This is a genomic window from Streptomyces sp. NPDC101166 (assembly GCF_044768125.1).
GTDB lineage: Bacteria > Actinomycetota > Actinomycetes > Streptomycetales > Streptomycetaceae > Streptomyces.
On record NZ_JBIWPF010000002.1, the window covers coordinates 33,935 to 52,314 of the forward strand.

The 18,380-nt window shown below is 72.4% G+C and carries 16 protein-coding genes; 1 reads left to right on the forward strand and 15 read right to left on the reverse strand.

Going from position 1 to position 18,380, the window contains the following annotated elements:
- Positions 1-20: 20 nt before the first annotated feature.
- Positions 21-2,117, reverse strand: coding sequence for an alpha-galactosidase (locus ACIRS4_RS04515; protein WP_404189916.1), 2,097 nt, complete (start codon positions 2,115-2,117; stop codon positions 21-23).
- A gap of 821 nt (positions 2,118-2,938) precedes the next feature.
- On the opposite strand from ACIRS4_RS04515, the gene ACIRS4_RS04520 reads away from it, so the two are divergent.
- Positions 2,939-3,736 carry a tyrosine-protein phosphatase gene (locus ACIRS4_RS04520; protein WP_404189919.1) on the forward strand — a complete coding sequence of 266 codons (798 nt, stop codon included), beginning with the start codon at positions 2,939-2,941 and terminating at the stop codon, positions 3,734-3,736.
- A gap of 34 nt (positions 3,737-3,770) precedes the next feature.
- On the opposite strand, the gene ACIRS4_RS04525 is transcribed toward ACIRS4_RS04520, so the two are convergent.
- The 14 genes from ACIRS4_RS04525 to ACIRS4_RS04590 all read right to left on the reverse strand — a co-directional run bounded on the left by ACIRS4_RS04525 (position 3,771) and on the right by ACIRS4_RS04590 (position 18,379).
- Complete coding sequence (locus ACIRS4_RS04525) at positions 3,771-3,890, reverse strand: DUF6126 family protein (protein WP_404189922.1); 120 nt, start codon at positions 3,888-3,890, stop codon at positions 3,771-3,773.
- On the reverse strand, positions 3,887-4,540 hold the full coding sequence (locus tag ACIRS4_RS04530) for a helix-turn-helix domain-containing protein (protein WP_404189924.1): 654 nt from the start codon (positions 4,538-4,540) through the stop codon (positions 3,887-3,889). The genes ACIRS4_RS04525 and ACIRS4_RS04530 overlap by 4 nt, the downstream gene beginning before the upstream one ends.
- Before the next feature lie 61 nt (positions 4,541-4,601).
- Positions 4,602-5,987: an aspartate aminotransferase family protein gene (locus ACIRS4_RS04535; RefSeq protein ID WP_404189927.1), complete on the reverse strand. Its 1,386-nt coding sequence runs from the start codon at positions 5,985-5,987 to the stop codon at positions 4,602-4,604.
- Positions 5,984-7,882, reverse strand: a complete 1,899-nt coding sequence (gene dxs / locus ACIRS4_RS04540; RefSeq protein WP_404189930.1) for a 1-deoxy-D-xylulose-5-phosphate synthase — start codon at positions 7,880-7,882, stop codon at positions 5,984-5,986. Before dxs ends, ACIRS4_RS04535 begins: the two co-directional genes overlap by 4 nt.
- Positions 7,883-7,938: 56 nt before the next feature.
- On the reverse strand, positions 7,939-8,961 hold the full coding sequence (gene hpnH, locus ACIRS4_RS04545; protein ID WP_404189932.1) for an adenosyl-hopene transferase HpnH: 1,023 nt from the start codon (positions 8,959-8,961) through the stop codon (positions 7,939-7,941).
- Between the two features lie 5 nt (positions 8,962-8,966).
- Positions 8,967-9,608, reverse strand: coding sequence for a 1-hydroxy-2-methyl-2-butenyl 4-diphosphate reductase (locus ACIRS4_RS04550; RefSeq protein WP_404189935.1), 642 nt, complete (start codon positions 9,606-9,608; stop codon positions 8,967-8,969).
- Entirely contained in the window at positions 9,608-11,650 is a 2,043-nt protein-coding gene (gene shc / locus ACIRS4_RS04555; RefSeq protein WP_404189938.1) for a squalene--hopene cyclase, read from the reverse strand. The genes ACIRS4_RS04550 and shc overlap by 1 nt, the downstream gene beginning before the upstream one ends.
- Positions 11,651-11,769: 119 nt before the next feature.
- Positions 11,770-12,834, reverse strand: a complete 1,065-nt coding sequence (locus ACIRS4_RS04560) for a polyprenyl synthetase family protein (RefSeq protein ID WP_404191010.1) — start codon at positions 12,832-12,834, stop codon at positions 11,770-11,772.
- 80 nt (positions 12,835-12,914) lie between these two features.
- Positions 12,915-14,327 carry a hydroxysqualene dehydroxylase HpnE gene (gene hpnE, locus ACIRS4_RS04565; RefSeq protein ID WP_404189941.1) on the reverse strand — a complete coding sequence of 471 codons (1,413 nt, stop codon included), beginning with the start codon at positions 14,325-14,327 and terminating at the stop codon, positions 12,915-12,917.
- Positions 14,324-14,470: a DUF6380 family protein gene (locus ACIRS4_RS04570; protein ID WP_404189943.1), complete on the reverse strand. Its 147-nt coding sequence runs from the start codon at positions 14,468-14,470 to the stop codon at positions 14,324-14,326. Before ACIRS4_RS04570 ends, hpnE begins: the two co-directional genes overlap by 4 nt.
- Positions 14,467-15,417, reverse strand: a complete 951-nt coding sequence (gene hpnD, locus ACIRS4_RS04575; protein WP_404189946.1) for a presqualene diphosphate synthase HpnD — start codon at positions 15,415-15,417, stop codon at positions 14,467-14,469. Before hpnD ends, ACIRS4_RS04570 begins: the two co-directional genes overlap by 4 nt.
- Positions 15,414-16,316 carry a squalene synthase HpnC gene (gene hpnC, locus ACIRS4_RS04580; RefSeq protein WP_404189948.1) on the reverse strand — a complete coding sequence of 301 codons (903 nt, stop codon included), beginning with the start codon at positions 16,314-16,316 and terminating at the stop codon, positions 15,414-15,416. The genes hpnD and hpnC overlap by 4 nt, the downstream gene beginning before the upstream one ends.
- Positions 16,317-16,677: 361 nt before the next feature.
- Complete coding sequence (locus ACIRS4_RS04585) at positions 16,678-17,463, reverse strand: ABC transporter ATP-binding protein (protein ID WP_403804301.1); 786 nt, start codon at positions 17,461-17,463, stop codon at positions 16,678-16,680.
- The gene (locus ACIRS4_RS04590; RefSeq protein WP_404189951.1) at positions 17,450-18,379 is read right to left on the reverse strand and encodes an ABC transporter permease; all 930 of its coding nucleotides are present in this window, start codon (positions 18,377-18,379) and stop codon (positions 17,450-17,452) included. Before ACIRS4_RS04590 ends, ACIRS4_RS04585 begins: the two co-directional genes overlap by 14 nt.
- Position 18,380 lies beyond the last annotated feature (1 nt).

Consider the following 18,380-nt stretch of genomic DNA (forward strand, 5'->3'; position numbering starts at 1 on the left):
TTCAAATTCGGACAGAGCACTCAGATGCGACGCAGGCGGATAACCGTCGCATCGAGGTCACCGCGCAGTCCCGTGCGCAACCCGTGATGCAACAGCACCGCACCTCGGTGCACTTCGCCCGTTTCGAGGCATTCGTACGACGCCTTCGGGTCGAGGCCGCGCAACCGCACCGCCGGCGCCGGCTCGCCGTAGCGCTGCGCCTGGAGCCAGGCGAGCACGACGCTCTCGTCCTCCCCGCGCACGTACTGCACCGCGCTCAGCCCGCCCTCGGGGGCGCGCAGCCGGTGAAGATCGCCGTGCTGGACGAGGGGCCGGATCTCCTTGTAGAGATCCACCCAGTGCCGGGCCTCGGCGAGTTCCTCCTCGGTCCATTCGGACAGGTCTCCGCCGACGCCGAGCACTCCCGCCATCGCGCTGACGAACCGGAACCGCAGCGAGCTGACCCGGCCGTTGAGCTGGGTGTTGGGGCTGTCGGTGACCCAGGCGGCCATCACTCGCGCGGGATGGATCTGGCTGAAGCCGTGCTGGATGGCGAGCCGGTCCAGCGGATCGGTGTTGTCGGAGGTCCACACCTGGTCCGTACGGCTCATGATCCCGAGGTCGATCCGCCCGCCGCCGCCCGAGCAGGACTCGAAGGCGACGCCGGGGTGCGCCGCCCGCAGCCGGTCCAACAGGGCGTACAGACCGCGCACATGGTCCACCCAGAGCCGCTGCGGATACGGGTCGTCCGGCCAGCCGGCGTCGGTGAAGCAGCGGTTGAAGTCCCACTTGACGTAGTCGATGGGCGCACTCGAGAGCAGGGTGTCGAGGCGCTGCCACAGGTACTCCTGGACGTCCTCGCGGGCGAGGTTGAGGACCAGCTGGTTGCGCAGTTCCGTCCGCCTGCGTCCCGGTTGGAACTGCACCCAGTCGGGGTGCGCCCGGTACAGGTCGCTGTCCGGGTTGACCATCTCGGGCTCGACCCAGATGCCGAACTGCATGCCGAGCGCGTGCACGTACTCGGCGAGCGGCTTCAGGCCCTTGGGGAAGCGGTCGGGGTTGGGCGTCCAGTCGCCGAGCCCCGCGTGGTCGCCGGTGCGCGCGCCGAACCAGCCGTCGTCGACCACGAACAGCTCGACGCCGACGGCCGCGGCGCGGCGGGCGAGGGTGGCCTGCTGCTCCTCGGAGATGTCGAAGTAGGTGGCCTCCCAGGAGTTGAACAGCACCGGCCGGTCGCGCTCGGCGTCCGGGATCACATGGGCGCGCTGGTAGGCGTGCCAGGCGCGGCTGGCGCCCCCGAAGCCCTCGTCGGTCCACAGGCCGGCGAACACGGGGGTGGTGAATTCCTCGCCGGGCGCGAGCCGCAGCAGGCCCGAGTCGTCGTAGCCGGCTCCGCCGGTGATCTGCACGCGCGCGTCGGGCAGTTGGGCGACGGAGATCCGCCAGGACCCGGACCAGCCCAGGGCGCAGCCGTAGACCTCGCCGCGCTCCTCGGTGGCGTCGGCGTCCAGGGCGACCCAGGGCAGGTGCTGGTGACTCGTGTGGCCTCGGCGGCTGCCGATGACCTTCTCGCCATAGGTGAGGGGCGCGCGGGTGAGCCGGGACTCCGCGGCCCAGCGGCCGTGCAGCTGGGACAGCCGCCAGCCGTCGCGGTCGGGCAGGGTCCAGACGGCGGAGTCGGCGCGCAGCAGTTCCAGCGGCTCGTCGCCCTGCTCGCCCTCGTGGCGAAGCGTCGCCCAGCGCTCCACGACGTCGCCCCGCATCCGGTAGTGCAGGGTGACGGCCAGCCGGCCGTCGCGGAAGCGCAGCCGCAGCTCGTCGCCCTCCTCGCCGCCGTGCGTCTCGTGGCCGACGAAGCTCCACTCGGTGCCGCGCCGCCCGGCGGTGCGCACCGACAGGGCGGGCCGCACGAAGCGGGCCCCGCCCTCCACGGGGTACTCCTCGCGGCCGTCGAGGGGGGACTCGAAGGCCCAGTAGTCCGGCAGCGGGCGCACGGCCAGCGCCTGCGCGTCGGCGAGCTCCATCCGGGGGCCCCAGTGCAGGTGCACGAGCTCGTCGGTCTCGGTGACATGGACGGCGTAGCTGCTGGCGGGCCCGGAGAGGAGCCAGGTACGGCCGTCGGCGTCGGACTCGGACATGAAACCCCCACTGATTCGAACAGGTGCGATCAATCGTCGACATCATCCGACGTCGGCGTTCACTGAGCAAACGTCACGGGACGCGCTGCGGGGGAACGGGTGACGCCGGGTGGGCCGCCTCGGGCGGACCGGAGGACGCAGGGTGAGCCGGAGCTCGCACAGGGCCGTGACCGGCCTCTCGGGACCCAGGAGCGCCCGGCGCGTGAGCCGGGCTCACATGGCCCTGGGCGGATGCCACGTCCGGGCCCCGCACGGGACCGAGCAAACCCAGCACCACCGGCCTCGAAACCCGGGCCCACCCAGCGTCTGAGCCCGGCTCAGACGGCCCAGGCAGACGCCACGTGAGCCGAGCCCCGCACGGGACCGAGCAAACCCAGCATGACCGGCCTCGGAATCCGGACCCACCCAGCGCGTGAGCCGGGCTCACACGGCCCGGACAGGCGCCGCGTGGGTCGGGCCGCGTACGGAGCTGGGCGGGCGCCGCCTGGGTCGGGCCTGTTCACGGTGCGTGGGCGGGCTCGGCCGGGCCTTGGCGCACTGTCTGTGCGGCCTCGCGTGGAACGGGCGGGCACCGCCGAAGCGGCCTCGCTTGAAACGGGCGCGCACCGCCGAAGCGGCCTCGCTTGAAACGGGCGCGCACCGGGGAAGCGGCCTCGCACAGAACGGGCGGGCACCGCCGAAGCGGCCTCGGGAGGTGGCCGTTCGACGTGCGGTGGCGGGCGGTGGACGGCTGCCGGGGGCGCGAATCGATGTCGTATGGTCAAGGAAGTTCCGTCGGTCACCGAGCCGCGCCGACGGGGACCGACCGGGAGGGAGCCCCCGTGACGCAGCAGATCCCGTCGACCGAGCCCGAGCTGGCCGGTGTGCGCAACTTCCGTGACGTGGGCGGTCTGCCGACCGCCGACGGCCGCAAGGTGCGGCACGGCGTGCTGTTCCGCAGCGGCCACCTCGCGCACGCGACCGGCGAGGACGCCGCGTTCCTGGCCTCCCTCGGCCTGCACACGATCTTCGACTTCCGCAACGCGGCGGACCTCAGGCTGGAGGGCCCGGACGTCGAGCTGCCGGGCGTGCGCAACGTGAACCTGCCGCTGTCCGACCCGGCGGACGGCGCGGAGTTCTGGAAGATGGTCCGCGACGGCGACATCGACCAGCTGCGCCGGATCCTGGGCGACGGCAAGGCCGCCGGCCGGATGATCGCCTCCTACCGCTCGATCATCACACAGCGCACGGCCGAGCACTCCCGGGTGCTGCACGCGCTGGCCGAGGACAGCGTCCCCGTGCTGATGCACTGCGCGGCGGGCAAGGACCGCGCCGGCCTGTCCGTCGCGGTGACGCTGCTCGCGCTGGGCGTGGAGCGCGACGCGATCCTCGTCGACTACCTGGAGTCCAACGCCAAGCACCGCCGCTACAAGGTGCGCCGCAGCGGCGCCTCCGCGGACACCTACTCCCCCGAGGTCATGGAGCTGCTCGGCCCCCTGTTCGACGCCCGCGCGGAGTACCTCACGGCGGCGCTCGAGACCATCGAGGCGACCTGGGGCGGCGTCGACCCCTATCTGGAGCAGGGCCTCGGGCTCACGGAGCAGACCCGGGAGCGGCTCCGGGAGCGGCTCCTCGACTGAGGGGTCCGCGCCCTGCGCCCGTCCGGCCGCCGCGCTACTTCGCGCCGACCTCGAACAGCAGCCAGATGAACGCGGCGAGGGCGTGTCCCACGGCGATGTAGATGAACAGACGGATCCAGATCCCGCGCGGGAACCTCTCCTCGATGTCGTTCATGACGTCCCTCCAGGGGTGGGGCCGAGGCACAGGGCGGCCGTCGGGCTCTGCAGCAGGGTGTGGACGAAGAGCAGGTCGACCCCGTCGGGGTCGCGTGCCGCGATGCGGTGCGGGGTCAGCGAGTCGAAGTGGGCGCTGTCGCCGGGCGCGAGGCGGTGCGTGGCGTCACCGAGCCGGAGCACCAGCCGGCCGCGCAGGACGTGCAGCCACTCCTCCCCGGGGTGGACGCGCACGACGTCACCCTGCGAGCCGTGGGGCACATGGACGCGCAGGGCCTGCATGCCCCGCCCGGACGCGCCGGCCCGCCAGTACGTCCAGCCGCCCGCGCGGGTCGGTTCCATGTCGTCGGCGCGCACCACGGCGTCCCGGTCGGCGGCCGCCTCGCCGAGCAGGTCGGAGACCGTCGTACCGTAGACGCGGGCGAGTGCCAGCAGCATCGGCAGCGAGGGCTGTCGCCGCCCGGTCTCCAGACGGGAGAGATGGGCGGGCGAGAGCCCGGCGTCCCGGGCCGCGGCCTCCAGGGTGAGACCGGCCAGACGGCGCAGGGAGCGCAGCCGGGGCGCGACGGCCGGCAGGGTGTCGCCGCCCTCGCCCGAGCCGGGACCGGCGTCGGACGGTCCGGGGCCGGGTTCGGCGTCGGAGGGTGTCATGCCTCCATTCAGCCGGAGTTTTGCCTCTGCGGCAAACTTCTTGCCTCAGAGGCAAAAACCGTCACCGTTCGGCGACCGCCTGCTTGACGAGGGTCTTGCCGAAGTCCCACATCAGTCCGCCCCCGTTGTGCGCGTCGTCCATCACCTCGGTGAACGCGGCGACGAACCGGTCGACCTCCCGCTCCCCGATGACGAGCGGCGGGATCAGCTTGATCACCTCCAGGTGGTCGCCGGAGACCTGGGTGAGGATCCGGTGCCGCTGGAGCAGCGGCACGACCACCATCTGCGCGAACAGCCCCTTGCGGGCGGCCTGGAGCATCGCCCACCTGCTCCGCAGCTTCAGCGACTTCGGCCGGCCGAACTCGATGCCGATCATCAGCCCCCGGCCGCGGACGTCGGCGAGCAGCTCGTACTCGCCGGTGAGCGCCGCCAGCCGTGACGTCAGCAGCTCGCCGGTGGCGCGGGCGTTGGCGACGATCTGCTCGTTCTCCATGACCGCCAGCACGGCGAGGCCGGCGGCCATGGCCTGGGCGTTGGATCCGAAGCTGGCCGAGTGGACCAGCACCCGGTCCATGGAGGAGTAGACCTTCTTGAAGATCCAGTCCTTGCCGAGGGTGGCCCCGACCGGCACATAGCCTCCGGAGAGGGCCTTCGCCACGCACACCAGGTCCGGCTCGACGCCGTCCTCGTGCTGGTGGGCGTAGAAGTCGCCGGTGCGGCCCAGTCCCGTCTGCACCTCGTCGGCGACGAGCAGCGCCTTGTGCCGGTGCAGGAGTTCCTGGGCGGCGCGCAGATAGCCGGGCGGGGCCTCGTGCACGCCCTTGCCCTGGATCGGCTCGATGATCAGTGCGGCGACGTCGCCCTTGGCCAACTCGCGGGCGAGGGCGTCGAGATCGCCGAGAGGCACGGCCGTGTCGGGCAGCAGCGGGGCGAAGCCGTCGCGGAAGCCGGACTCGCCGTTGACGGACAGGGAGCCCGTGGTCAGTCCGTGAAAGGCGTGGTCGCAGTAGAGGACGCGCGGTCTTCCGGTCGCGTACCGGGCGAATTTCAGCGCGGTCTCGACGGCCTCCGTGCCGCTGTTGCCGAAGAACACCCGGTCCAGGTGCGGACTGTGGGCGAGGAGTCTCTCCGCGAGCAGTCCCGGCAGCGGCTGGCAGTCGAAGCGGGTGAGGTCGGCGAGCTGCGCGTCGAGCACGTCGTGCAGCGCCCGGCGGACGACGGGATGGTGCCGGCCCAGGCCCATCACGCCGAAGCCGGCGAGCATGTCGAGGTAGTCGTGGCCGTCGGCGTCCCAGAAGTAGGCGCCCTCGGCGCGCTCGTAGACCTTGTCGAAGCCGATGGTGTGCAGCATGCGCGGCAGTTGGTGGTTGAGGTACCTGCCGTGCAGTGCGTAGCGTTCGGCTCCGCGCTCGGCCAGGAGCGCGCCGAGGTCGAACTCCTTCGTCATTCGCTCTCCTTGACTGAGCCGACGAGGTCCCTGACGGCCGGGCTCGCACCGATCCGACCGGCGATCTCGACAGGCGTGAGGCCGATGTCGGCCAGCACCTCCGAGCGTTTGGCGTGGGCGAGGAACTGTTCGGGGATGCCGAACCGCCGTACCGGAACGTCGACTTCGGCGTCTCCCAGAGCCAGCGCCACCGCCGAACCGACGCCCGCGGCACGGCTGTTGTCCTCGACGACGGCGACGAGCCGGTGCGCGGCCGCGAGTTCGGGCAGCGCCGGGTCGACGGGCTTGACCCACCGCGGGTCCACCACCGTGCAGTCGACGCCGCGTGCCGCCAGCAGTTCGGCGGTCCGCAGGCACACCGGCGCCATGACGCCGACCGCGACCAGCAGCACGTCCGGGCGTTGGGCTCGGCGCAGCACGTCCATGCCGCCCACCCGGTCGACGGCGGGGACGCGCGGGCCGACGGATTCCTTCGGGAAGCGCACCAGGGTCGGCGCGTCGTCGACCGCGACGGCCTCCCGCAGCTGGGCGCGGAGCTGGTCGGCGTCGCGGGGCGCGGCGATCCTCAGGCCGGGGACGACCTGGAGGACGGACATGTCCCACATGCCGTTGTGTGAGGCCCCGTCGACGCCGGTCACCCCGGCCCGGTCGAGGACGAACGTGACCCCGCAGCGGTGCAGGGCGACGTCCATCAGCAGCTGGTCGAAGGCCCGGTTGAGGAAGGTGGCGTAGACGGCGACGACGGGATGCAGGCCGCCGGTGGCGAGGCCTGCGGCGCTCACGGCGGCGTGCTGTTCGGCGATGCCGACGTCCCACACCCGGTCCGGGAAGCGCTCGGCGAACGGGCCGAGGCCCACCGGGTGGAGCATGGCCGCGGTGATCGCCACGACGTCGTCGCGTTCCTCGCCGATGCGTACGATCTCCTCGCCGAAGACGGACGTCCAGGACGGGCCGCCGGCCGGTACGAGCGGCGCGCAGGTCAGGGGGTCCATCACGCCGACGGTGTGGAAGCGGTCCTCCTCGTGTGCGAGGGCGGGTTCGCAGCCGCGGCCCTTCTCGGTGAGGCAGTGCACCAGCACCGGGCCGTGGAAGCGCTTGGCCCGCCGCAGCGCGGACTCGACGGCCCTGACGTCGTGCCCGTCGATCGGGCCGACGTACTTCAGGCCGAGGTCCTCGAACATGCCCTGCGGGGCGAACGCGTCCTTGAAGCCCTTCTTCGCGCCGTGCAGGGACTCGTAGAGGGTGGGGCCCACCACCGGGGTCCGCTGCAGGACGTCCTTTCCCCAGGCCAGCACCTTCTCGTAACCGTCGGTGGTGCGCAGGGCGGCCAGGTGGTGGGCGAGGCCCCCGATGGTCGGCGCGTAGGAGCGTTCGTTGTCGTTGACGACGATGATCAGCGGCCGGTCCCTGGCGGCGGCGATGTTGTTGAGCGCCTCCCAGGCCATGCCGCCGGTGAGCGCGCCGTCGCCGACGACCGCGACCACGTGGCCCGTCTCCCCCAGCACCTGGCGGGCCTTGGCCAGGCCGTCGGCCCAGCCGAGGGCGGTGGAGGCGTGACTGTTCTCGATGACGTCGTGCTCGGACTCCTCCCGGGAGGGGTAGCCGGACAGGCCGCCCTTGCCGCGCAGCTTGGAGAAGTCCTGACGGCCGGTCAGAAGCTTGTGGACGTAGCTCTGGTGGCCGGTGTCCCACAGGATGCGGTCGGCCGGCGACTCGAAGACCCGGTGGAGCGCGACGGTCAGTTCCACCACGCCCAGGTTGGGGCCGAGGTGCCCGCCGGTGCGGGCGACCGCGTGCACCAGGAACTCCCTGATCTCGTTGGACAGTTCACCGAGTTCCGCCTCGGACAGCGCCTTCAGGTCACGTGGTTGCCGGATGTTCTCCAGGATGGTCACGCTCGGGCCCCCTCTCGTTGCGTACGGCTGCTCTCACGGCGCCGGCCGGGTCGCCCTCACTCCCGGTTCCCGGAGACGGTCTCGCGCATCGCGCGCAGCGACTCCTTCAGCGAGCCCATGGTGGCGAGGACGGCGGTGGGCTCGTAGCCGCAGTGCGCCATGCAGTTGGCGCAGCGCGGGTCCTTGCCGCGGCCGTAGCGGTCCCAGTCGGTGTCCTCGATGAGCTCGCGGTACGTGGGCACGTATCCGTCGCTCATGAGGTAGCAGGGTTTCTGCCAGCCGAACAGGGAGTAGTTGGGGATCGCCCAGGCGGTGCAGGGGAAGTCGACCCGGCCTTCGAGGAAGTCCAGGAAGAGCGGTGAGTGGTTGAGCCGCCAGCGGCGGCGGTTGCCGCCCGCGAAGGCTTTCCTGAACAGTTCGCGGGTCTGTTCCACGCCGAGGAAGTGCTCCTGGTCGGGGGCCTTCTCGTAGGCGTAGGCGGGCGAGATCATCATCTCGTCGACCTTGAGGTCGTCGTTGAGGAAGTTGAGCACCTCGACGATGGTCTGCGGGGTGTCGGTGTTGAAGAAGGTGGAGTTGGTGGTGACCCGGAAGCCGCGCCGCTTGGCCTCCTTGATCGCCGCCACAGCCTCGTCGAAGACGCCCTCCTTCGCCACGGACTCGTCGTGCCGTTCGCGCAGTCCGTCGATGTGCACGGCGAACGCGAAGTAGGGGGACGGGGTGAAGCGGTCCATCTTCTTGCGCAGCAGCATCGCGTTGGTGCACAGGAAGACGTACTTCCGTCTCGCCACCAACTGCCGGACGATCTCGTCGATGTGAGGGTGCATCAGCGGTTCGCCGCCCGCGATGGAGACCATCGGGGCGCCGGACTCGAGCACCGCTCCCACGGCCTGGGCGACCGGCATGCGCTGCTTGAGCACGCCCGCCGGATGCTGGATCTTTCCGCAACCCTCGCACTTGAGGTTGCAGGCGAAGAGGGGCTCCAGCTCGACGATGAGCGGGAACTTGTCACGCTTGCGGAGCTTTTGTTCAGCCAAGTATGTAGCGACCTTGATGGACTGGCGCAGCGGCATGGCCATCTGGCTCACCTCCGGGGGAGCAGCACGTTTCGGTGCCATTCGAAGAATGCAGGCAGGACGGAGCGAAGGACGCGGAAAGCCGATATTCCACCGCGCACCGTGCCGATCCGGACGAGTTCATGTTCAGGAGCGTCCACGACCACCCGGACGGCCGCAACCGGGCGCATCGAAGCGCGGACGGCGCTCAGGAGCGTGGCCGCGGACTCCATGTCGGCCGCGATCGCCCCGGCGGCGCGCAGGTCGGAGCGCTCCGGGCCGCGCACCACGTGGTCGGAGCCGGTCAGCGGGCCGGTGTGGACGGTGCGGCCGGGCAGGGTGCGGGTGAGTTCCTTGACGAGCAGTTCGGTCCCCACGCACTCCACGGTGCCGCGCGGGTCGCGGGTCTCCTCGGCGACGACCAGGTCGCCGGGGTGCATTCCGGGGGCGAGTCCGGCGCAGAAGCCGGTGGCGACGACCGCCGCCCCGCCCAGCGGCGGGCCCGAGAGGGCCCGGGTGACGGAGCGTTCGGCCGCCTTCGGTCCCATCCCGGTGCGCAGGACGGTGACCGGCCCGCCGGCCCCGCCGCGGTCGCCCATGCGCAGGGCGAGGCGCTCGATGCCGAGGGCGCAGGCGATCAGCAGCGGGGCGGAGGCGGGCCGTGCGTTCATCAGCGTCCCTCGCCCTTCGCGGCCACCGCGCCGGCCGTGTCCTCGGCGGCCGCCCGGGCCGTCGTCCCGGCGAACGGCTCGCCGTGGACGTACCGGCCGAGCGCGGTCAGCGGGAACACCTGCCGGTAGAGGTGGTAGTTGATGGAGAAGTCCCAGGGGAAGCCGGTACCGGTGAACTGCGGCTCGTCCCAGGAGCCGTCCTCCCGCTGGGTCGCGGCGAGCCAGTCCACGCCCCGCCGGACGGCCTCGGACTCGCGCTCCCCCGCCGCCAGCAGCGCCATCAGCGCCCAGGCGCTCTGGGAGGCCGTGGAAGCCCCCCGGCCGCTCCAGCGGGCCGGGTCCTCGTAGGAGCGCAGGTCCTCGCCCCAGCCCCCGTCGTCGTTCTGCACCCGCTCCAGCCAGGCCACCGCCCGCCGGATCGCCGGGTGCTGGGCGGGCATCCCGGCGGCGGTCAGCGCGGGCACCACCGAGCCGGTGCCGTAGAGGTAGTTGACGCCCCAGCGCCCGAACCACGAGCCGTCCGGCTCCTGTTCGGCGAGCAGCCAGTCGATGCCGCGCCGGGTGCGCGGGTCGCCGGCGAGTCCCTCGACGGCCAGCATCTCCACGACATGCGCGGTGACGTCGGCCGAGGGCGGGTCGATGACCTCACCGAAGTCGCAGAAGGGCAGCCGGTTGGGGAAGGGGCTGGTGTTGTCGACGTCGAAGGCGCCCCATCCACCGTTGCGCGACTGCATCCCGAGGTTCCAGCGCACTCCGCGCTCGACGGCCTTCTCCAGCCGCTCGGGGTCGTGGTGGCGGACGCGGCGCAGCGCGAGGACCACCTCGGCGGTGTCGTCCATGTCGGGATAGTTGTCGTTGTGGAACTCGAACGCCCACCCTCCGGGTGGGAGTTGGGGCCTGCGTACGGACCAGTCGCCGGGCCGCACGATCTGCTCGCCGAGCATCCAGTCGGCCGCCTTGACCAGTTGGGGGTGATCGGCGGGCACCCCCGCGTCGGCCAGCGCGATCGTGGCCAGGCAGGTGTCCCACACGGGCGACTGGCAGGCCTCGATCATCCGGGCGCCGTCCTCGCGCCGGACCGCGTACCGGTCGAGGGATTCGAGGCCCGCCCGCATCACCGGGTGCTGGAGGTCGTAGCCGAGCAGGTGCAGGGCGATCACGGAGTACACGGCGGGCGGCTGGATGCCGCCCCAGCAGCCGTCGTTCTCCTGCCGTTCGATGATCCAGCGCGCGGCGGAGTTCAGGGCGGCGCGGCGCAGCCGGCGCACCGCGACCGTGCGGTAGGCGCGCACCACCTTGTCGAGGCGCTGGAAGAGGCCGTCCCAGGTGTGCAGCGGCGCCGGCGGCCTGGGCGGGTTGGGCCGGGCGGGGTCGGTGTGCAGCTCGTCGAGCGGGAAGGGCGCCGGACGCACCGGGCGCTTGGCCGAGACGACGGTGAGCGGGACGATGGTCTGCCGTGCCCAGCAGCCGAAGTTGTAGATGCTGAGCGGGAACCACTTGGGGAAGTAGAGGAGTTCCGGCGGGAGTTCGGGCAGGTCCTCCCACTTCCACCAGCCGAACAGGGCGAGCCAGATCCGGGTGAAGACGCGGGCTGCGGCGATGCCGCCGCGCTCGCGGATCCAGGCGGAGGCTCTCGCCATGTGGGGCGCGTCGGGCGGGTCCCCGGCCAGGCGCAGGGCGACGTAGGCCTCGACGGTGGCCGAGAGTTCGCCGGGGCCGCCGTGGAAGGTGGCCCACGTCCCGTCCTCGCGTTGCTCGCCGCGGATGAAGAGGGCGGCGGCCCGGGTCGTCGACTCGTCGCGGATGCCCAGGAACTGACGGAGCAGCAGGTCCTCGGCGTCCATGCTGACGTTGGTCTCGAGGTCGCCCTTCCACCAGCCCTCGGCGTCCTGTCGGGCGAGCAGGAAGTCTCTCGCACGCCGCATCGCGCGCTCGGCGGTCTCTTGTGTCCCGGCCGCCTCGGGGGTGTCGCTGTCGGTGTCGCTGGCCGCCGCGGCCCGGGGCGGCAGGGCCCCGGGGCTCGGGTCGGTCGTCGCTGTCATGGCTTCCCCTTCGTGCAGTGTGCATGGCGTTGCGTCTGCTGTGGGTCCGCCGTCGGCCGGTGCGTCTCTTCCCTCGACACCGGCCGGCGACTACGCGAGGGCTATTCGACCGATGGGGATCATCTCTTGCGCACGACGACGAAGTCGGCGAGCGCCGTGAACCGGTCCCGCACCTGCTCGGGCATGTCGACGGCGTTCAGCGCGTCGAGGGCGACGGTGTGCTGGCGGCGGGCCTCCTCGGCGGTCCACGCGCGTCCGCCGGCCTCCTCGATGAGGGCGGCGCGGGCCGCGAACTCCTCCTCGGAGAAGTTCTCGAAGTCGCTGCTCTTGGCGTCGGCGGCGAGCATCTCGCCGAGCCGCTCGGAGGCGGGGCCGCCCGCCGCGAGCGCCGCCACGACCGGCAGGGACTTCTTGCGCTGGCGCAGGTCGCTCCAGGTCTGCTTGCCGGTGGAGACCGGGTCGCCCCAGATACCGAGGAGGTCGTCGACGGCCTGGAAGGCGAGCCCGAGGTGGTAGCCGTACCGCTCCAGGGCGTCGGCGGTGGGGTCGTCGGCGCCGCCGAGCACGGCGCCGACGGAGCTGGCGCAGGCCAGCAGCGCGCCGGTCTTGTTGCCCTCCATCTCCAGGCACTCCTCGACGCTCACGCGGTCGCGGTGCTCGTAGGAGATGTCCTGCGCCTGACCGTCGATCAGGGCCCGGGTGGCGGTGGTCAGCCGCCGGGTGGCCCGTGCGGCCTCGGCCGTGCCGAGCTCCAGCAGGACCTCGCCGGCGAGGGCGAACAGGGCGTCGCCGACCAGGATGGCCTGGGCGGGGCCGTGCACCTTCCAGACGGTGTCGCGGTGCCGGCGCTGCTCGTCGCCGTCCATCAGATCGTCGTGCAGGAGTGAGAAGTTGTGGACCAGCTCCACGGCGACGGCGCCGGGGACGCCCACCTCGGGCCGGGCTCCGGCGACCTCCGCGGAGAGCACCGCGAGCGCCGGACGCACGGCCTTGCCGCCGTCGCCGTCGGTCGGGTTGCCCTGGGCGTCGATCCAGCCGAAGTGATAGGCGGCGACGGTGTCCATGGGGGGCGCCAGACGGTCGACGGCCGCCCGCAGCACCGGTGTCGCCAGGGTCCGGCCGCGCTCGAGGAGCGCGGCCACGTCCACCGCGGTCTTACGAGCGGCCGTCGTGGCCGTGGGCACAGGGGGCACTGATTCTCCTCTTGTCACGGTGCCGGAGGGGGTGCGGGAATGTGCCGAGCCGTGCTGATCTCGTTCGAGCGTCATGCGGCCTCCTCGATGGCGAAGAGGTGGCGGGGGCGGGACCGGCCGAGGGCGCCGAGGGCGGCGTCCGCCGCGCCGACGCCGCTGCGGACCGCACTCTCCATGGTCGCGGGCCACCCTGTGGCGGTCCACGCTCCGGCCAGGTACAGGCCGGACGCCTTGGTGCGGGCGCCGGGCCGCAGACGCCCGACGCCGGGGGCGGGAGCGAACGTGGCCGTGCGCTCCCTGGTCACGAAGAAGTCGTTCACGCGTGCGCCGCGGGCACGGGGCAGCAGCCGCTCCAGCTCGGGCAGATAGCGCTCGCGCAAGGCGGCGACGGGCTCGTCGATCTCGTCCTGGGCGGCCGACTGCGACAACGCGAGGTACTGCCCCTGGCGCAGGCCGGAGGCGTCGGTGCGGTCGAAGACCCACTGCACGGGCGTGCCGAGCGCGGCGAGGAACGGCGCGGCGAGGACCTCGCGGTCGTAGACGACGTGCACGTTGAGGATCGGCGCGACACCGATGTCGAGGAGCCGCTCGGGGGCGTCGAGCGCCCCGGCCGGCAGCAGGTCGTAGGTCTCGCGCTGCGGTACGGCGAGGACGACGGCGTCGGCGCTCAGCGTGCCGCCGGCCGTCCGCACGGTCCAGCCGCCCTGCCCGGCCGGGGCCACGGAGGTGACGCGGGCGCGGACCTCGGTGCGCACGCCGGCCGCGGCGAGCGCCTCGCGGGCCAGCATGTCGTGCAGGTCGCCCAGCGGGACGCGCGCCCAGCCGATGTCGGCGGCGCCCGGTTCGGACAGCAGGCCGGTCTTGAAGACCATCGCGGCGAGCTGGAGTGAGGCGTCGTCGGCGACCGCGTTGAGGGTGGCGACGCCGACCAGGTCCCACAGGGCCTCGACGGCGCGCGGGGACTGGCCGTGCGCGGCGAGCCAGCCGCCGAAGTCCTGGTCGTCCAGGGCGGGATCGGCGAGGTCGAGCCGCTTGAGGGCGAGCGCGGCCCGGCCGACCCGGGCGCGTTCGGCGAGCGAGAGGTGCGGGTAGGCGGCCAGGCCGCGGCCCAGGTGGAGGGGGACGGGCAGGGCGTCCCGGCGCAGCCTGCCCAGCCGTCGTCCTTCGGGCCTCGCCAGGTCGAGAACGGGCACGTCGAGACGTTCCTGCAGGGGCGCGAGCGCCGCCGCGCCGATGCGGTCGAGGAACCAGCGGTAGGCGGTGCAGCAGCGCAGGTACACGTGCTGGCCGTTGTCGACGGTGAGTTCGCCGCGCCGGAAGGAGAAGGCGAGGCCGCCCAGCCGGGGCCGGCCTTCGAGCAGGGTGACGCGGACGCCGGCGTCGGCGAGCGCGAGCGCGGCGGTCACCCCTGCGAGCCCGCCGCCGACCACGACCGCCTCGTGCGGCGCGTCCGGGCCGGGACGGCGCAGCGGATCGTCGCTCATCGTGCACCCTCCCCCGCACGTCCGCCGTGGCAGGTCCGCCGCCTGCGGCGGGCCGTCGCAGTCAGGGACGCCGGGGCGCGCCGGAGGGTTGCGCGCCGCCGCGTCCCGGTCGCCTCGCTCCGGCTCGGCGCGCCGCCGGTCACAGCGGCCTCCTGACGGTCAGCCGGGACACATGGCGGGCGTCCAGACCGGACAGTCCGCGCACCGCGACGTACGCCTTCTCGCGGCCGGGCAGCGAGACCCGGCCGCGCAGCACCGCCTCGGGGTCGCGCTCGATGCGGTCCAGCAGGCGGCGGTAGATGCCGGCCATCGCCGCGACGCAGGCCCCGCTGCGCCGGTCGAGCAGGGGCAGCAGACGGTAGCCCTCGGCGAAGAGGGCGCGGGCGCGCCGCACTTCGAAGTGCACGAGGCCCGCGAAGTCGGAGCCCTCCGGCGGCGTCGGCCCGTCGAACCCGGCCGAGCACCCGAACTTGGCGAGGTCGTCGGAGGGCAGGTAGGTCCGGCCGCCCGCGGCGTCCTCGCGCACGTCCCTGAGGATGTTGGTGAGCTGGAGGGCGAGCCCGAGGGTGTCGGCGTACTCCGGCGCGCGTTCGGCGCCCCGTGCCCCCGGTTCGGTCCCGAACACGCCGAGCGAGAGGCGTCCGATGGCGCCCGCGACGCACCGGCAGTACGTCTTGAGGTCGTCCCAGGTCTCGTAGGTCTCGCCGCGGACGTCCATCAGGACGCCGTCGATCAGCTCGTCCAGGCCGCCGAGCGGGATCGGGAAGACCCGCGCGGCGTGCGCCAGGGCGACCGCCACGGGATCGGTGTCGTCCTCCTCCACCTCGCCCTCGCGGACACGGGTGAGCAGCGCGCGGGTGTCCTCCAGCCGGGTGGCCTTGACGTCGTCGTCGAGCGGTCCGTCGCCGATGTCGTCGACCCGGCGGGAGAACGCGTACAGCGCCGACATCGCGCGCCGCTTCGGCGTGGGCAGCAGCCGGATGCCGTAGGCGAAGTTGCGGGCCTGCTGCCCGGTGACGGCCTCGCAGTAGCCGTAGGCGGCGAGTACCGGTGCGGACGCGTGTGGCGCGGAGTCCACGGCCTGGCTCACCCCTCTCCTCGCAGGGTCGCGCCCGTCTCGCGCAGCAGCCGGAGTCGGCCGGGGCGGGGCGGGCCGGGAAGGACGTCGTAGTGGGCGGCGGCGATCGCGTGGAGCGCCGCCCTTCCCCCGGCCACGAACCCGGCGAGCAGCAGCCTGAGCCTGCCGTGGACGCTGTGCACCAGCGGGGTGCCGTCGGCGAGGAGGTCGTGGGCGCGCTGGGCCTCGAAGGCGATCAGGGCGCGCAGCGACGCGCCGGCGGTGGGCGCGGCGAGGTCGGCCTCCTGGACGTGGAAGCGCTTCATGTCGGCGGCGGGCAGATAGACGCGGCCGCGGTCGAGGTCCTCGGCCACGTCCTGGAGGTGCTCGACGATCTGCAGCGCGGTGCAGATCGCGTCGGAGCTGCGGATCCGCTCGGGGGTCGCGGTGCCGGTGACGGCGAGGACGAGCCGGCCCACGGGGTTGGCCGACAGCTCGCAGTAGGCGAGGAGGTCGTCGTAGGTCTCGTAGCGCGTGACGAGCTGGTCGCGGCGGTTGGCGGCGATCAGGCCGAGGAAGGGCTCGGGGGTGAGGCGCCGGCGGCGGACGACGGGCTGGAGGCGGCGCAGCAGCGGATGGCGCGGGGCGCCGTCGAAGACGCGGCGCAGGTCGGCCTCGAAGGCGTCCAGCAGGACCAGCCGGTCGTCGGCGTCCGTGTCGGTGACGCCGAGCAGGCGGGCGTCGGCGCCGCCCGGGGCCAGATCGCCGTCGCCGATGTCGTCGACGAGACGGGCGAAGCCGTAGACGGCCATGAGGTCGTCGCGCCAGGCGCGCGGAAGGAAGAAGGGGGCCACGGGGAAGTTCTCGTCCGCGGCCTTGGCGAGGGTGTCGCGCTCGGGGTGCCCGGTGCGCGACGCGGTCGGCGCCGTCACCGTCGGCTGCCCCGGACGGGAACGGCACGTGCTGCGCTGAGCTGGGGAGTTTCCGTAGCCATTGCCGTCACATCTCCCGTTCTACACCGACAACCCGATACCCACTATTTCGGACACGCCGCCCAGCCGCCGCACGGCGGCCCGCGTGAGGACAAGGACCCCTTATCGCCGCACTTGCACGTGTTTCGGGACCGGTACAGCTTACGTTGTACAACACCGTACGGTTCGCGGGGGTGCCCCGCAGATCACAACAACACACCGATGGGCGTCAAGCATCCTGCGCCGCACCGGAGTTGACGCTTCCTTTGCAGACGCGGGGCCCCGCCGGGCAGGTGCCCGCGGGGCCCTGACGGACCGGCGGCTACTTGGCCGTGAACTTCTCGTACTCCTTGAGGACCTCTTCGGTCGGACCGTCCAGGCGCAGTTCGCCGCGCTCCAGCCAGAGCACGCGGTCGCAGGTGTCCCTGATCGACTTGTTGCTGTGGCTGACGAGGAACACCGTGCCGGCTTCCTTGCGCAGCTCCCGGATGCGTTCCTCGGAGCGGAGCTGGAACTTGCGGTCGCCGGTGGCCAGCGCCTCGTCGATCATGAGGACGTCGTGGTCCTTCGCGGCGGCGATGGAGAACCGCAGCCGGGCCTGCATGCCGGAGGAGTAGGTGCGCATCGGCAGCGTGATGAAGTCGCCCTTCTCGTTGATGCCGGAGAAGTCGACGATGCCCTGGTAGCGCTCCTTGATCTGCTCCCGGGACATGCCCATGGCCAGGCCGCCGAGGATGACGTTGCGCTCGCCGGTGAGGTCGTTCATCAGGGCCGCGTTGACGCCGAGCAGCGACGGCTGGCCGTCGGTGTAGACCTTGCCCCGCTCGGGCGGCAGCAGCCCGGCGATGGCCCGCAGCAGCGTGGACTTGCCGGAGCCGTTGGATCCGATGAGGCCGATGGCCTCGCCCCGGTGCGCGACGAAGGAGACGCCCCGCACGGCGTGCACCTTGCGCACGCCGCGTTCCTCACCGCGCTTGAGGATGCGGCTCAGTGCCGCGGTGGCGCTGCCCTTGCCCGTCTTCGCGCCGTTGACGCGGTAGACGATGTGCACGTCGTCGGCGATGACGGTGGGGACCCGCTCGCCCGGAGCCCGCTCAGCCACGGCCATACCTCTCCTCCGCCTTCCAGAAGTACACGAAGCCTCCCACGGCGAACAGCACCGCCCAGCCGCACGCGATCGCCCACACGTGGTCCGGCAGGTACCGGGCGCCGTACTCGTCGATGAGCGCGAAGCGCATCAGGTCCATGTAGACGGCGGCCGGGTTCCACTGCAGCAGGGTCGACAGCCACTGCGGACGGTCGGCGAGGAAGACCGGGATGGAGAACATCACGCCGGACGCGTACATCCACGTCCGCATCACGAACGGCATGAGCTGCGCGAGGTCGGGGGTCCTCGCGCCGGCCCGGGCGAAGATCAGCGCCAGGCCGGTGTTGAAGCAGAACTGCAGCAGGAGCACCGGCACGATCAGCGCCCAGGACGCGGACGGATAGCTGCCGAAGGCGATCGCCACCAGGAACAGCACGACCATCGAGTACAGCAGCTGCTGGAGCTGCTGGAGGGCGAAGGAGACGGGCAGGGAGGCGCGCGGGAAGTGCAGGGCGCGCACCAGACCGAGGTTGCCGGAGATCGCGCGCACGCCGCTCATGACCGAGCTCTGCGTGAAGGTGAAGACGAAGACGCCGGTGACCAGGAACGGGATGTAGACGTCGCGGGGCATGCCTTTGCCGGCGTTGAGGATCACGCCGAAGATGAAGAAGTAGACGCCCGCGTTGAGCAGCGGGGTGGCGACCTGCCACAGCTGCCCCAGCTTGGCCTGGCTGTACTGGGCGGTCAGCTTCGCCTGGGAGAAGGCCAGGATGAAGTGCCGGCGCCCCCACAGCTGCCGGACGTACTCCCCCAGCCGGGGCCGCGCACCGCTCACGGCCAGCCCGTACTTGGCGGCCAGTTGCGCCGCCGTGAGGCCCTCGTCGGGCGACGGGGGCGCGCTCACCGCGACTCCGCCGTCATGCGTTGTCTCACTCACA

Coding starts and splice junctions, on each gene's coding strand:
- ACIRS4_RS04515 (WP_404189916.1), bottom strand. CDS start 2,117: ATGTCCGAGTCCGACGCCGACGGCCGTACCTGGCTCCTCTCCGGGCCC.
- ACIRS4_RS04525 (WP_404189922.1), bottom strand. CDS start 3,890: ATGAACGACATCGAGGAGAGGTTCCCGCGCGGGATCTGGATCCGTCTG.
- ACIRS4_RS04530 (WP_404189924.1), bottom strand. CDS start 4,540: ATGACACCCTCCGACGCCGAACCCGGCCCCGGACCGTCCGACGCCGGT.
- ACIRS4_RS04535 (WP_404189927.1), bottom strand. CDS start 5,987: ATGACGAAGGAGTTCGACCTCGGCGCGCTCCTGGCCGAGCGCGGAGCC.
- hpnH (WP_404189932.1), bottom strand. CDS start 8,961: ATGGCCATGCCGCTGCGCCAGTCCATCAAGGTCGCTACATACTTGGCT.
- ACIRS4_RS04550 (WP_404189935.1), bottom strand. CDS start 9,608: ATGAACGCACGGCCCGCCTCCGCCCCGCTGCTGATCGCCTGCGCCCTC.
- shc (WP_404189938.1), bottom strand. CDS start 11,650: ATGACAGCGACGACCGACCCGAGCCCCGGGGCCCTGCCGCCCCGGGCC.
- hpnE (WP_404189941.1), bottom strand. CDS start 14,327: ATGAGCGACGATCCGCTGCGCCGTCCCGGCCCGGACGCGCCGCACGAG.
- ACIRS4_RS04585 (WP_403804301.1), bottom strand. CDS start 17,463: ATGGCCGTGGCTGAGCGGGCTCCGGGCGAGCGGGTCCCCACCGTCATC.